Genomic DNA, 15812 nt, shown 5'->3' with positions numbered 1-15812 from the left:
CACCCATGACAAAGCTCGCTCAATCAAAGAAGATTTTCGAGCTCGCGCTGCTTATTCTTGCAGCGGGTTCCATCTATCCACTGGTCTATCTCAGGCAGAACTTCGAGGCCGCGATCCTCACGGTGTACGACATCAACCAGGCCGATCTCGCGGGAATCTATTCCATGCTCGGCATCATGTTTGTTGTCGGCTACATTCCAAGCGGATGGCTTGCCGACAGGTTCTCGGTCAAACTGCTCATCATATTTTCGCTTCTGGTCACCGCATCCGTTGGCGTCGTCTATGCCCAGGCGCCCGGCAAAGAATTTCTCCTCCCAATCTTTCTGGTGTGGGGTTTCGCAACGGTGTTTACGTTCTGGAGCGCGATTTTAAAGTCAGTGCATCTTTTGGCTGACGCAAACGAAGAAGGTCGCTACTTCGGGGCTCTCGACGGCGGACGTGGCCTTGTTGAGGCCGTACTGGCGAGCCTTGCAGTCGCCGTCTTCGCAATTGCCTCGGGCGGAGGCTCAGACCTGGCATTTGAGAACACCAAGGCTGGCTTCCAGGCGGTGGTCTACATGTACTCCGGCGCCATTGTGCTGATTGCGATCGCACTGTTCTTCCTCATGCCCAACCGTAGCAAGAGCCAAGACACGGCGGAAGAGAAGTCTTCTACGATGGACACCCTGCGAGCGATCGGCAAGATCCTCACCATTCGTGAGGTGTGGGTCATGATTGTGATCATTTTCTGCGGTTACACACTGTTCTGGGCTCACTACTACTTCTCTGGGTTCCTCAATGTCAACCACGGCGTTACGCAGGTCGCTGCCGGCGTTGTGACCGTCACCGTGCTCTGGATGCGACCAATCGGAGGATTCGGCGGAGGGTTCCTCGCGGATCGCTTCGGGCGCTCGCGTGTGCTGTCGGTCTCGATGGTGATCACAGCAGCCCTGTTAATCGCGCTTGCTCTCGTTCCCAGCGGTACGGCAATGGGTGTTATCTTCGCTATGGTGGTTGCGGCGGGCTTGGTGATGTACGTCATTCGCGGTGTGTACTGGGCAATTCTTGACGAGTGCCGGATCCCGCCCGCCGTCGTCGGCGTCGCGATCGGCATGATCTCGTTCTTTGGGTACCTCCCCGATATCGTGATCCCCAAGATCAGCGAAACCATCTACAATGCGTTTGGCGATGATGTCGCAGGCGCGAACAACATGTTCTTCATCGTCAGCGCGTGCATCGGTCTGGTCGGGGCGCTCGCAGCATGGTATTTCACCATTCTGATGAAGCGCCGCGAGGCCGCCGAGGGGCGCCTTACCCCCTCGATGGTTGGGGATGCGCTGTAGCGCAGCCCGCAGCTTGCACAACGGCCGGGTGTATCGAAACCTTTCGGTTTCGATACACCCGGCCGTTTTCGACGAGCGTCCAGGGTTCCGACGAGCGGCCCCCATACCACCACGTCGGCAAGGGGGCCGCTCGTCGGTAAGGGGGCGGCTCGTCACTCAACGACGCACTCGTGAATACAGCAAAGGGCACCCGTGCCACAAGGAGACTGTGTCTCCAACGCACGAGCGCCCCGTTGGCTCTGGGAAGTTGCTTTCTAGAGCTTGATCACGTTGTAGATGACCAGAAACTTCTTGCCCTCTTTTGCGAGCACCACAGTCGCGTTGATCTTTTCTTTTTCGTTCGTCAACGAGTAAGTCTTCCTGCCGTCGGCTTCAGCCTCACCCAGCACCGTAAAGCCGCTGTCCTTCAACTTGGTGATGGCGTCTTTCTGAGCCTTCTCATCAGCAACCTCGACGGTGTACGACCAGTTGTTCTTATCGGGTGATGCCACATTCGAGACCTCACCCTGAACCGTCGCTACCGCTGCGGGAAGCCCCTTCGGTGTGTTGCTGTTGGTGGAGGCCTGGCAACCGCTCAGCCCGACTCCGAGCAGCAGGGCAATGCCCGCTGCTGCCGCAAGCTGTTTCGCGCGAAATGTGTGTGTCATTGTTGTGATCCTTATTCAGTGTTCTGTTCAGGGCCCGTCGCCTGGGTAGGGTACGGGACTTTACGTAACGAGGCAAGGCCCAGCGGACCGAAATCGAAGTTTCGGCCCGCTGGGTCTTGCTGAGGGGCTACTTGCTGGGTCGGTAGTCGAGCACCAGTCGGTAGATGAACGCAGCCATCGCCTGACGCGAGAGCTTGTCCTTTGGCCAGTATTCCTTGGTTGCTCCGACCTTGTTACCGGTTGTCAGCTTCACGTCGTACATCCAAGAGATCTCGGTGTAGAACTTCTGGCCCTTCTTCATGTCCTTCAAAGGAGACACGGCGGGAGCCTTGTAGTTCTTCGGGGCTTCGAGGCGATAGATAAACGCCGCCATCGCTTCACGAGACAGGGACTCCTTCGGTCGGAAGGTCGGTTTGCCAGAGGGCTCTGCCCAACCAGTCGACAGCCCGTTCTCCCACATCCAAGCGATCGCCGTGTAGAACGCGTGGTCCGTCTGCACATCTGCGAACGGTGAGACGATCGGAGGACGGTACCCCTTCGGTGCTTCCATGCGGTAGATGAATGCAGCCATCGCTTCACGAGAAAGCTCATTCTTCGGCTTGTACAAAGGCTTACCGAAGGGCTGACGCCAGCCGGTGGAATACCTCATGCAGTGCATCCAGTCGATCTCTTTGTAGAACTTGTGGTTCAAAGGAGTATCAGCGAATACAGGGATCTTTCGAGGAGCCGAGCAGGGAGGTACAACCACAGGATCGGAGAACGTTGCTACGGTGTTCGCCGGTTTGCCCTGGTTGACCGCTGCCTTTACGGCAGCACCGTCGTACTTCACCGTGACCGTCTTCCTACCCGCAAGGGTCGAAGTGAGGGATGCGGTGTAGGTGCCAGTCGATGCTTCACCGAAGTTACCAACGGTTCCCTTGCCGAGGCCACCGCTTACAGCAGCCTTGAGTTTGCCAACCTGACCGGGCACCAGCTTGCCGTTCTTATCGAACAGCTTCACCGTGACGGTGTGCTTGCCCGACGTCACGAGCTGAGAACCCGTCGACACCTGGAAGCCAGACTTCGCAAGGTCAACACCCAGGACTCCGTCAACGAACGAGGCGGTTCCGTTGCCGACCAGGTTGATGCTGTCGGCGCCGAACACCACGGTAATCGGCTTCAGGCCGAAAACTGTTGTCTTGATCGGAGCGGTGTAGGTGCCAGGAACGTCCGTCTCAGTAAAGGCGGTCGGCGTCTCGTCTCCCAGGCTAGCAGTGGTCGCCCACACCAGTCCGGCAGCCTGACCTGTGACCGGGTTACCAGCAGCATCGGCCAGCGATACCGTCACCGTGTGCTCAGCGGCCTCAGCCACCTTGTCACCCGTCGACACCGTGTACTTGGTACCCGGATGAGTGATATCAGTACCACCGGAGACGAACACTGCGTTGCGGTTGCCTACAGGAGTGATCAGGCCCGTTGCACCACCGTCAGTGTAGCTCGCGATGATGAATTTGCTGCCCGGCCGGCTCGACACCACTGCAGCGGTGTAGGTACCAGGATCGGTGGTCGACTCGGTGAATCCCGAGATCATGCCCATACCCAAGGGTCAGTGGTCTGAGCCGAGATCCTGTTCGCCAGACCCGCGATCGGGTTGCCAAACGCATCAGCAAGGTTCACCGTGACAGAGTGAGAACCGTTTCCAATCGCGACCTCACCCGACGATACGACGTATCCGGTGCGCGCCAACCCGAGGTCAACATCACCCGCTGCGAACAGCGCCGTGCCGTTCCCCGTGAGGGTGATCGGCGAACCGTTGTGGTTGACGGAGATAACCTTTTCACCCGCGGACGACGACAGGATCGTCGCCACGTAGGTACCGGGAGTTGCCGTCTCCACGAAGGCCGTGACCGAGAACACACCGAGGCTTGTAGCCGACGACCAGCTCAGCTGAGCTGCTTCGCCTGATACTGGGTTGCTGTTCGCATCCGCCAGCTTCACCGTCACCTTGTGCGAGCCGGAGGCCACAACCTGGCTTCCCGTCGACACGGTGTAGTTGGTCGCAGCGTTTCCGAGGTCAACCCCACCAGCAATGAAGTTCGCCTTGGTGTTGTTCGACCCAGCGTTCACGGTGCTGCCGGAGAACTTCACCGTGACGGTCTTCACGCCGGCGGTGCTCGACGTCACAGACGCCGTGTACTCACCAGGAACCGCAGCAGTCTCGGTAAAGCTCGACACCACGCCACCATCGGTTGCAGCGGATTCAAGCCCGGCAGCCTGGCCAGTGACCGGGTTGCCGTTTGCATCCACCAACGTTGCCGTTACAGTGTGCGCGCCCGTTCCGGACAGCTGGGTGCCACCCGACACGGAGTAACTCGTACCGACGTTATTTGTGTCGACGTCACCAGCCACAAACACTGCAGTGTCGTTACCGTTCGGTTTCACATCGCTTCCGCTCAGCTTCACCGTCACCTTCTTGCTGCCGACCGTGGTCGCGGTCACCGTTGCCGTGTAGGTGCCCGGCGTCGCCGACTCCACAAAGCTTGCAACCTGAGCACCACCCGTAGCTGTTGCCACCAGGTTGTTCTTCTGCCCCGAAACCGGGTTCTCCAGACCGTCAACCAGCGTCACCGTAACGGTGTGCGAGCCACCAACGACCTGCTTCTCGCCCGAGGACACCGAGTAGCCAGTGCCCGCACCATTCAGATCGACCGCACCGGCAACGAACACTGCCGTGTCGTTGCCGCTCGCGACGAGTCCGAGCGGAGTTGCGCCGAAGAAGGCACTAATGACCTTTTCGCCAGCAACCGAAGAGAGGATCGCAGCCGTGTACGTACCGGGAACCGCAGTCTCTGCGAAGCCCGTGACCGAGTTACCACCGAGGCTGCTCGCGGAGGACCAGCTCAGCGGAGTGGCCTGACCCGAAACCGGGTTGCCGTACGCGTCACTCAGGGTCACCGTGACCGTGTGAGCTCCCGATCCTGCCACCCGATTACCCGTCGACACCTTGAACTTGGTGCCAGCACTGTTCGGATCAACCTCGCCCGCGATGAAGCGAGCGGTGCTGTTGAGGCCAGGCTTCACGAGAGTGCCCGCAACTCGCACGGTCACAATCTTGTCGCCCGAGGTGTTTGAGGTCACCGTGGCCGTGTACGTGCCGGGAGTGGTCAGTGACTCAGTGAAGTTCGTCACCGCTGCACCGCCCGAGGCCGCGCCAACAAGGTCATTTGCCTTGCCAGAGACCGCGTTGCCGCTCACATCAGCCAGCGTTACCGTCACCTGGTGTGAACCGGATCCCGCCACAGCGTCACCGGTAGACACGGTGTAGCGAGTTGCAGCGTTATCTGTATCAACCTCACCGGCAATGAAGCTCGCCTTGGTGTTTCCGCCGACCTTCAAGGTCAGAGGATTCGCGCCGTAACTTACAGCGATGGTTTTCACTCCGGCAAGCGTCGAGGTGATGGTTGCAGTGTAGGTGCCTGCAGTAGCTGTCTCGGTGAAGGTCGAGACTCCGCCTCCACCCAGACCGCCGTCAGCGGTTGCCGACAGGCCACTTCCCTGACCGGAAACCACGTTTCCGCCCTTGTCAGCCAGCATCACCGTCACCGTGTGTGCGCCGCTGCCAGCTACACGAGTTCCTGTAGAAACCGTGTAGTTGGTGCCAGCGACACCGGTGTCAACGCCACCTGCCACGAACCGTGCGGTGGTGTTACCCGACGCGTTCACCGCGTCAGCACCGTAGCGCACCGTTACTGACTTATTACCAGCGGTTGCCGATGTTACCTGCGCTGTGTAGGTACCGGGCGCGGTCGTCGACTCGGTGAAGCTGGAAACCACAGCACCACCCGAGACAGCCGCAGCCAGCAACCCACTCTGTGCAGGAACCGGGTTATCCAGAGCATCAACCAGTGTCACGGTCACCTGGTGCGAGCCACCCTCAACTGAGGCGTCACCACCAGACACCTGATACGCCGTGCTGCTCTTGCCCAGATCAACAGCACCGGCCACAAACGTGGCGGTGTCATTTGCACCGAGCGTGACAGGGAGAGCACCGTAGTGCACCTTGATGGTCTTCGCACCGGCCACGGTTGACGCGAGCGTCGCCGTGTAGGTACCAGGAGTTGCCGTCTCAACAAAGGCGCTCGGCACAACACTGCCGGGTACCGAGGACCAGCTCAACGGAGCAGCCTCGCCCGAAACCGGGTTGCCGTGTGTATCAGCCAGCGTCACCGTGACCGTGTGCACTCCGGTGCCCGCGACACGTGTACCGGTCGAAACCGTGTAGCGTGTGGCGTCAGCGCCGGTGTCAACACTGCCCGCAACAAACTTCGCGATATCGTTGCCGTTTGCAGAAACCGAACCGCTTTCGAACTTGACCGTGACGGTCTTGTTTCCAGCGACGTTCGAGGTCACGGTCGCCGTGTAGGTGCCAGCAGTCACTGCCGACTCCTTGAACGCCGAGACCTGGGCGGAGCCGGTTGCAGCACCCGAAAGATCTGCTTCCTTACCCGCCACGGAGTTTCCATTCGCATCGGCCAGTTTCACCGTGACAGTGTGTGAACCGGCACCCGCGATCTGGTTTCCACCAGACACCGAGTAGTTGGTGTTCGCGTGGCCCAGATCAACGAGCCCTGCAACGAACACGGCAACACCGTTTCCATTCAGGTTGACCGGGTTTGCACCGTAGGTCACCGTGACGGTCTTATCGCCCGCGGTATTCGAGGTCACGGTTGCCGTGTACGTGCCAGCCGTGCCTGTCTCCGAGAAGTTCGATACCTTTGCGCCGCCAGAAGCCGACCCGGTGAGACCACCGGCCTGCCCTGCAACGACGTTGCCGTTTGTGTCAGTGAGGTTCACTGTCACCGTGTGCGAGGTCGCACCGGCAACTCGGCTGCCAGTGGACACCGAGTAGTTGGTGCCCGGGGCATTCGTGTCGACACCGCCAGCGATGAATCGTGCCGTGGTGTTCCCGGAAGCGTTCACCGTGTTGGTGTCGTGCTTCACGGTCACCGACTTGTTGCCCGCGGTTGCCGACGTGACAGCCGCCGTGTACATGCCCGGGGTGTCCGTTGACTCGGTGAAGTCACCGACCACAGCACCACCCGACGCAACAGCCTTGAGGCTCGCTGCTTGGCCCGACACTGGGTTATCCACACCGTCAACGAGATGCACAGTGACCTGGTGCGATCCACCCAGCACGGAAGCGTCGCCACCGGATACTGAGTACTTCGTGCCAGCGCGGCTGGTATCAACACCACCGGCGACAAATGCCGCCGTGGCATTCCCCAGAACGCTAATCGGATTGGATCCGTACAGTGTCGAGATCACCTTGTTACCCGCGAGCGAGGAGCTAATCACGGCGGAGTAGGTGCCGGGGTAGCCGTCTCAACAAACGGAGTGACGTTGTTGACACCCAGGCTGGTCGCTGACGACCAGCTCAGCGGTGCAGCCTCACCCGAGACCACGTTGCCGTGTGCGTCGCGCAGGGTGACCGTAACGGTGTGCGATCCTGAACCGGCGATGCGGGTGCCCTGCGACACGGTGTACTTGGTACCCGCGTTACCCGTGTCAACACCACCGGCAACAAAGGTTGCGGTGTCATTGCCGTTCCGTGCAAGCACACTACTTCCGTAGCTCGCAGTCACAACCTTTGCGCCAGCAAGGGTCGAATTGATCACGGCCGTGTAGGTACCGGGCGTTGCCGTCTCGGTGAAGGGCGTGACCGCACCCGCACCCAGAGAAGCGTTCGCCGTCCAGCTCAGCGGGCCGGCTTGACCGGAAACCGCGTTGCCGTTCTCGTCAGCGAGCGTTGCCGTCACCGTGTGCGTGCCGGAGCCCGCCACACGAGTACCGGTTGACACGGAGAACTTCGTCCCAGCGTTACCGACGCTCACTCCACCAGGGATGAAGGTTGCGGTGCGGTTCGTTTCAAAGGTGATCGGGTCTGCGCCGTGCAGCACCGAGATGACCTTGTTGCCCGCGCTCGAGGAGAGGATCAGCGCCGTGTAAGTACCAGGCGTCGCCGTCTCAACAAAGCCGGTCACGACGTTCACGCCGAGACTGTTCGCCGACGACCAGCTCAGCTGAGCGGCCTGGCCAGACACGGCGTTGCCGTAGCTGTCCTTGAGCTTCGCTGTCACAGTGTGCGATCCAAGGCCAGCGGTCTGCTCGCCCTGCGACACGGTAAAGCGTGTGCCGCTGTGGTTTGGATCGACGGTTCCGGCGGTGAATTCAGCCGTGTTCGGACCCGAGGCGTTGATCGTCGTGCCGGAGTGCTTCACCGTCACGGTCTTGACACCCACGGTCGCGGAGGTCACCTCGGCGGTGTACGTGCCAGCGGTCGCGGTCTCCGCGAAGGCGCCAACTGCAGCGCCACCCGAGACCGCACCGGTCAGACTTGCAGCCTGGCCCGCGATCACGTTGCCGAACGAATCGGCCAGCGTCACAGTCACAGTGTGTGCACCGGAGCCCGCGATCCGGGTGCCGGTGGTCACCGAGTAGCCGGTGCCGCCAACATTTGGATCAACCGCGCCAACGACGAACACAGCCTTATCGTTGCCGCCAGCCTTCAGGCCAACAGCGTTCGCGCCGTACGTCACCGTGATGGTCCGTGTGCCCGGCGTCAGCGACGTCACCTGCGCGACGTACTCACCAGCGGTGGTGGTCGGGGTAAACGCACCCACCACACCACCGGCCGACGAGGCACCGGTCAGGCCAGCCGCCTGACCCGAAACCGGGTTACCGATCGAGTCGGTCAGGTTGACCGTCACCGTGTGTGCACCAGAACCCGCAAGCAGGTTACCGGTCGTCACCGTGTAGTTCGTCGACGCAACATTCGTGTCAACACCACCGGTCACAAACTTCGCGACCTTGTTGCCGTTTGCGTTCAACGCACCGGCAGCGGTGTGTGTCACCGCAACCGCCTTGTCACCCGGCGTAGTTGCAGTCACCTGAGCAGTGTACGTACCAGGAGTCAAGACAGACTCCGTGAACGCACCCACCACAGCACCGCCGTCAGCAGCACCAGCAAGGTTCGCTGCCTGACCCGAGATCGGGTTCTTCAGGCTGTCAACCAGCGTCACAGTGACGGTGTGGGAACCGCCAACAACCGGAGCCTCACCACCGGTCACCGAGTAGTTCGTGCCAGTTTGAGTCGGATCCACCGGACCGACCACAAACACGGCCGCACCATTCTGATCAACGTTTACGAGATCGGCACCAAACTTCACCGTCACGTTCTTTGCACCAGGTGTGTCCGACGTAATCTGCGCCGTGTAGGTGCCAGGTGTGCCACCCGATTCAGTGAACGCACCAATCACTGCACCACCGGTCGCTGCGGCAGTGATGCCTGCGCTCTGGTTTGAAACCGCGAGGCCGTTCGCGTCCTTCAGCGTTACCGTCAGCGTGTGCGCGCCCGAACCCACAACTCGGGTTCCCTCGGTCACGTTGTACTTCGTACCGGGGTGGCCCGTATCGACGCCGCCCGTAACGAACTTCGCAGTGGCGTTACCAGCCGCAGTCACTGCACCGGCCGTCTGATGCGATACCGTCACGTTCTTGCTGCCGGCTGTCGCAGAAGTGATCTGGGCCGTGTACTCGCCCGGGTTCACCACCGACTCTGTAAACGCACCCACAACAGCACCACCCGAAGCGGCACCAGTGAGCTCAGCGGCCTGGTTAGTCACCGGGTTATCGAACCCGTCGACCAGCGTCACGGTCACCTGGTGTGAACCAGTCACCGCAGTCGCGTCACCCGTCGTCACCGAGTACTTCGTACCCGACTGACCCGTGTCAACGTTCCCGGAGGTAAACAGCGCGGTCGCGTTGTTCGTGACTCCACCAACCAGAATGGACGCACCGTCGAACTTGACCGCGATCACCTTCGCGCCCGACACCGTCGACTTAATCGTCGCTGTGTACGTGCCCGGGGTCGCAGTCTCAACAAACCCTGTCGCCTGGGTAACACCCTGGTTCGGGGTCGCCGACCACGTTAGCGGAGCAGCAACACCAGAGACCGCATTCCCATTCTCATCGCGCAGTGTCACCGACACCGTGTGCGAACCTGAGCCCACAGTCTGAGCACCAGTCGACACCCAGAAGCGAGTGTTGGGATCCCCTGGGAACACCACACCGGCGGTGAACTCAGCCGTGTTCGGACCGGAAGGGTTGATCGTGTTGCCCGAGTGCTTCACCGTCACGGTCTTGACACCCACGGTCGCGGAGGTCACCTCGGCGGTGTACGTGCCAGCGGTCGCGGTCTCCGTGAAGGATCCAACAACACCCCCGGCGGTTGCGGCACCGGTCAGGTTTGCCGCCTGGCCCGCAATCACGTTGCCAAACGAATCGGCCAGCGTCACCGTCACAGTGTGTGCACCGGAGCCCGCGATCCGGGTGCCGGTGGTCACCGAGTAGCCGGTGCCGCCAACATTTGGATCAACCGCGCCAACGACGAACACAGCCTTATCGTTGCCGCCAGCCTTCAGGCCAACAGCGTTCGCGCCGTACGTCACCGTGATGGTCCGTGTGCCCGGCGTCAGCGACGTCACCTGCGCGACGTACTCACCAGCGGTGGTGGTCGGGGTAAACGCACCCACCACACCACCGGCCGACGAGGCACCGGTCAGGCCAGCCGCCTGACCCGAAACCGGGTTACCGATCGAGTCGGTCAGGTTGACCGTCACCGTGTGTGCACCAGAACCCGCAAGCAGGTTACCGGTCGTCACCGTGTAGTTCGTCGACGCAACATTCGTGTCAACACCACCGGTCACAAACTTCGCAACCCTGTTCGCGGTCGTAGACAGCGGACCGGCAGCGGTGTGTGTCACCGCGACAGTCTTATCGCCCGGCGTCGCCGAGGTAACCTGAGCCGTGTACGTACCAGGAGTGACAACGGATTCTTGGAAGCCACCGACCACAGCACCACCGTCAGCGGCGCCAACGAGGTTTGCCGCCTGGCCAGGAATCGCATTGTTCAGTGAATCAACCAGCGTGACGGTCACTGTGTGAGCACCGCCAACAACGGGAGCCTCACCACCGGTCACCGAGTAGGTCGTTCCTGTTTTGCTCGGATCCACTGGGCCGACCTCAAACACGGCCGCGCCGTTTTTGTCGAGGTTGATCGGATCAGCACCAAACTTCACGGTGACGTTCTTCGTGCCTGGTGTCGTCGACGTGATTGCAGCGGTGTAGGTACCGGGAGTGGCACCCGATTCAGTGAACGCACCAATCACAGCGCCACCCGTCACAGCAGGCGTGATGCCGGCGCTCTGCCCCGAAACCGCAAGACCGTTCGCATCAGCAAGCTTCACCGTAAGGGTGTGCGAGCCCGACCCGACAACGCGGGTACCGGTCGTTACGTCGTACGTGGTGCCAGCGTTGTTGGTGTCGACGCCGCCGGTCACGAACTTCGCCGTGGCATTGCCAGACGCAGTCACCGCTCCAGCCGTCTTATGCGATACCGTCACGTTCTTGCTGCCGGCTGTCGCCGACGTGATCTGAGCCGTGTACTCACCCGGCTTTCCAACGGTCTCTGTGAACGCGCCCACAACAGCACCGCCCGAAGCAGCACCTGAGAGATCAGCAGCCTGGTTGGTCACCGGGTTATCGAAGCTGTCTACCAGCGTCACGGTCACCTGGTGCGAACCGGTCACCGCTGTTGCATCGCCCGTCGTCACTGAGAACTTGGTGTTCGTCTGCGCCGGATCAACAGCACCAGCAATAAACAGTGCGGTCGCGTTATTAGTGACTCCCCCGACCAAAATCGAAGCACCGTCGAACTTGACCGAGATCACCTTCGCGCCCGACACCGTCGACTTGACGGTCGCCGTGTAGGTCCCGGGAGTAGCGGTCTCCACAAAACCACTCGCCTGGGTGACGCCCTGACTCGGGTTCGCCGACCAGGTCAGCGGAGCAGCGGCACCAGACACTGCGTTACCGTACGCGTCACGCAGCGTCACCGTGACGGTGTGCGAACCTGAGCCCACAGTCTGAGCACCAGTCGACACCCAGAAGCGGGTGTCAGCGTGTCCAGGCAGAACGGTGCCTGCGACGAACACTGCCTTGTCATTTGCTCCAGCGGTGACCGCGGATCCGCCAACGTTGACGGTCACGGTCTTTGTGCCGGTTGTGAGCGAGGTGACGGTGGCGGTGTAGGTGCCCTCATTCCCCGGTGCCTCAACAAAGCCGGTCACGAGAGCTCCGCCTGTTGCAGCACCGGTTAGGTCAGCAGCCTTGCCCGAAACCGGGTTGTTGCCAGCATCCGCAAGCGTCACGGTGACGGTGTGGTTTCCCGATCCTGCAATCTGGTTGCCGCTCGACACCGTAAACCTGGTGCCGGTAACACTCGTGTCGACCTCGCCGGAGACAAAGGTTGCCTTGTCGTTGGCGCCAGCGGTGAGCGCATCGGAGCCGAACTTCACGGTGACCGTCTTGCTGCCCTTGGTCGCCGAGGTAACGTTCGCGGTGTAGGTGCCAGGGGTTGCCGACTCCACGAAACCAGTTACAACAGCACCACCGGTAGCAGCACCGGTCAACCCGATAGCTTTACCCGAGACCGGGTTACCGTTCGCGTCGGCGAGTTTCACGGTCACGGAGTGCGATCCCGAACCCGCCGTCTGGTTGCCCTCTGAAACCGTAAAGCTCGATCCCGGGTTTGCAGGATCAACCGGGCCGGCCGCAAAGTTTGCGTTGACGGTTCCAATCTTTAGTGTCGCGTCGTACGTGACCGTCACGCTCTTCGAGCCTGCCTTGGTCGACGTCACTGTCGCGGTGTACACACCCGCGGCAGTTTCAGTGAACGCGGAGACCACAACGGGATTACCGGCGTTGTCTGCAACCGAAGAGGTCAGGGAGCCTGCGACCCCCACCACGGGGTTGTTGTTTGCATCCTTGAGAGTAGCGGTGATGGTGTGCCTGTCGGCACCGTCCGCCACACGATCCTTGTTGTCATCAATGGTGAGCTCGGACTTGCCCGTTCCAACAACGGGACCACCAGCGGTGAACACGGCATTGCGCACCGGGCCGACCTGCTGGTCGGTTCCGTTGACGTCAACAAATGCTTTCACCGCGTATGAGCCAGACGCAGCGCTCTTCAGCTTTGCGGTGTAGGTGCCGTCGCCGTTATCTGTCACTGATGAGATGGTGAACGGATCAGAGCTGTTCTGCTTCTTGATCGACACGATCTGGCCGGCAGCGGGCGCACCGCTCGACGAACCAATCACGGTGACCGTTGCAGTGATCTCTGTTGTGTCGTCTGCGACCACCGAATCCGGGGCCAGCACAAATGTTGAAGCGGCCGGGTTCGGTGCTTCAAGGTAGTTGAGCACCACACGAACGTCACTGCCAGCTGCAAGCAATGCACCGGGAATGGTGACGTTGTTGCCCGTCACTGTGGCGTTGCCGAGTGCGGCACCGGTCACGGAGTCGATGACCTTCGCAGACTTCAGCGACGCCCCAGCTGGAACAGCGGTGTTGGTGAGTAGCATGTCGTTGCCGGCGGTTGTCAGCCCGTACGCGGTGCTCTTTGCATCCGCAGCCAGGGAGAGTGTTGCCGGGCTGTTTGTCGTGTTGCTCACGTTGAAGTTGTAGTTTCCGGGAACTTTGCTGTTCACCTGGAAACGCGAGACTGCGGGAACAGTACGTACTTCGTAGTCTTCAACCTCACCAGCGGTCACCCACGGCTTATCAGTCTGAGTCGGCAATGCTGCGTATTCACCGTCAGCGTTGCTTGGCTTCTCAACATCCACCAGCGAGCTGTTCACGCGCAGCGTCGAGTAGCTGTTCGCCGCGGTGGGGGCGGAAGCCGGTGTCGTCAGGTCAAATTCAGCCTGAGCACCGCTCGCTGCCATCTTCGCACCGAATGCCGCTCGCGGGCTCGCGTTCTGCGTGCCCGGTGCCGTCATCCACGCGCTGACCTTGGCGTTTGCAGCCTGAGCACCCTGGTTATCGACAAGCACCCGGTACTTTTTGCCCTGCGCGAGCAGCTGCCCACCGATGGCGCGGTTTTCGCCCTCAAGCTTCAGGAACACACCGTCGTCGGACGCGTGCGAGTTATTGGTCGCACCAACCGTAAACAGGCCATTGACCGCGCCGATCCGCAGATCGTTTGCGGTGTCCCCGTCAACGTTCACGTGCTGCGGTCCGACTCCGGCGTTCGCGTCGCTGCTCAGCAGGCTGTTGCGCGACAGGTCAGCGGTCGAACCGGCGACGGCGACCTGGAAGTCAGCAACGTAGTACGCGGAGGCGTTGTTTCCGTTGATCTTCACGAGGTCGGTGACTTCGTTGACGTTGATCTTCGTCTGCAAGGGAGTGCCGAGAGGAGGGTTGGCGCCGTAGTTGGTCTCGTTGATGGCCTCGACGCTGTTTGTGCCGTCGTTGGCCTTCAGCGACGCATCAATTGCGACAACTTCGCCATTCTTTGTCTCGGTACCCGTGGTCAGCTTCGGCTGCACCACACGAACGTACCCAACACCAGCAGACCAGTTCAGCATCGACTCGTAGACGCCGTTTGCGTCGGTCGTGCGTGAGCCCTGCAGCGTCGCAGTGCCGTCACCGTTGTCGCGATAAATCGCAACGGTCTGGTTCGCGAGAGGAGTTCCATCAATGGTTTTCACAACACCAGACAGGCCGACGGCGCCCTCAACACCGGCACCGTCATACCAAGTGTTGTTCGATGTTGGTGTTGTGCCTGCGGCGTTCCAACCGGTCGCACCGATCGGGTACCCCTTCACAAACGATGGGCGCTGCAGGAGAGGATCAATAGCCGTAAGGTTCGCACCGCGGTTGTCGCTGTAACCACTTGGAACCACAACCTTGCCGTCCAAGAAGCCGAGCGAAACACGCTCCGACTGGTTCACACGCCAGTCCTGTACAGGTAACCCGTTGGTCGTGTTGTTCAGCGTGTAGCCGGTGCCACTCGCAAAGTCGGCGACAACACTGACCTTACCCGTCTGAGCATCGGTCTTCATGATGCGACCGCTGTTACTCGGCATGTTTGAGTTAACGACGTTGTACACGTTACCGAGGGCGTCGAGGGTCATATCGCTAAAGTCGCCCGGGTTGTTGTTGGGTGCGGCAGAGGTCACGGTGGTGAACGTGCGGAACGAGTTATCGGCGAGGGTCAGGGGGTCACCGTCGGGGCCAGGATTGAACACCATATAGCGGGTACCGTTTGCCGGGGTACAGTCGTTCATCACCACGAGCTCATTGGTACCCGGGTTGGTCTCCATGCCACAGGTTTCATTGTCGAACCCGGTTGGCCACGGGATACGAACCTCGTAAGTCTTACCTTTTTGCCCCAAACCACTGCTGTTCGCAGGAGACCACTCGATGATTCCGTAGCGAGTCGTGCCATACGTAGCGTTAAATGCGTCACGCTCGGCCGTCTGCGCGGCCGTCCAAGTTGTCGACTGCTGCACATTCAGACCCGGAGTCGTCCAGATGCCATCAATGCCCTGGTTCGCAACGTTCGCCGATACCGCCAGGTTCACCGCGCTCCGGTAGCCCGTATTCGCGGTGTTGCGCAAGATAACGGCGCGAGTGGGCGTGGCTTTCGTGCCAACAATAGCCGCAAGGTCCGAGGAGGTAGTGAAACCAAACGCGGGATTAGAGTTATCCCACCTGGCAATCGCAAACACACCGCCATTGCGCAAGTTTGCGTCAGCCGGCCAATCTACAGATCCGATCACATCACCGCTCAGCGCGTTCGCAGGGGTCGCACTCTGGGTCAGACCCAAAGTCGTAAACCCACTCAGCACGAGCAAGAACGTTACTGTCACGGCTACAACGCGCCGCACATTTTCACGAGCTCCACTCACCAGAGTGGAACTCAAGCCAAACGGGCTCTGAGCCCGACTGCTATTTCTCATCT

At 60.7% G+C, this 15812-nt stretch carries 5 protein-coding genes; 1 reads left to right on the top strand and 4 read right to left on the bottom strand.

Going from position 1 to position 15812, the window contains the following annotated elements; genetic code table 11:
- The first annotated feature begins 5 nt into the window (after window positions 1-5).
- Window positions 6-1322, top strand: coding sequence for an MFS transporter (locus G7066_RS02970; protein WP_166328913.1), 1317 nt, complete (start codon window positions 6-8; stop codon window positions 1320-1322).
- 254 nt (window positions 1323-1576) lie between these two features.
- Here G7066_RS02970 and G7066_RS02965 read toward each other — a convergent pair whose 3' ends face one another.
- From G7066_RS02965 to G7066_RS02950, 4 genes are all read right to left on the bottom strand, one after another.
- Entirely contained in the window at window positions 1577-1969 is a 393-nt protein-coding gene (locus tag G7066_RS02965) for a hypothetical protein (protein ID WP_166328911.1), read from the bottom strand.
- A gap of 127 nt (window positions 1970-2096) precedes the next feature.
- Entirely contained in the window at window positions 2097-3539 is a 1443-nt protein-coding gene (locus tag G7066_RS02960; protein ID WP_166328909.1) for an invasin domain 3-containing protein, read from the bottom strand.
- Complete coding sequence (locus G7066_RS02955) at window positions 3536-7303, bottom strand: beta strand repeat-containing protein (protein WP_166328907.1); 3768 nt, start codon at window positions 7301-7303, stop codon at window positions 3536-3538. The genes G7066_RS02960 and G7066_RS02955 overlap by 4 nt, the downstream gene beginning before the upstream one ends.
- Entirely contained in the window at window positions 7300-15759 is an 8460-nt protein-coding gene (locus tag G7066_RS02950) for a beta strand repeat-containing protein (RefSeq protein WP_205881512.1), read from the bottom strand. The genes G7066_RS02955 and G7066_RS02950 overlap by 4 nt, the downstream gene beginning before the upstream one ends.
- Window positions 15760-15812: the final 53 nt, after the last annotated feature.

It is taken from the genome of Leucobacter coleopterorum, from assembly GCF_011382985.1.
GTDB classification, from domain to species: domain Bacteria; phylum Actinomycetota; class Actinomycetes; order Actinomycetales; family Microbacteriaceae; genus Leucobacter; species Leucobacter coleopterorum.
The sequence above is the reverse complement of the archived record's forward strand: the minus strand, read 5'-3'. Positions and strand labels throughout refer to the sequence as shown.

What these genes read in the sequence shown, in the direction of transcription:
- G7066_RS02965 (WP_166328911.1), bottom strand. Translation starts at nt 1,969, where the DNA reads ATGACACACACATTTCGCGCGAAACAGCTTGCGGCAGCAGCGGGCATT.
- G7066_RS02960 (WP_166328909.1), bottom strand. Translation starts at nt 3,539, where the DNA reads ATGATCTCGGGATTCACCGAGTCGACCACCGATCCTGGTACCTACACC.
- G7066_RS02970 (WP_166328913.1), top strand. Translation starts at nt 6, where the DNA reads ATGACAAAGCTCGCTCAATCAAAGAAGATTTTCGAGCTCGCGCTGCTT.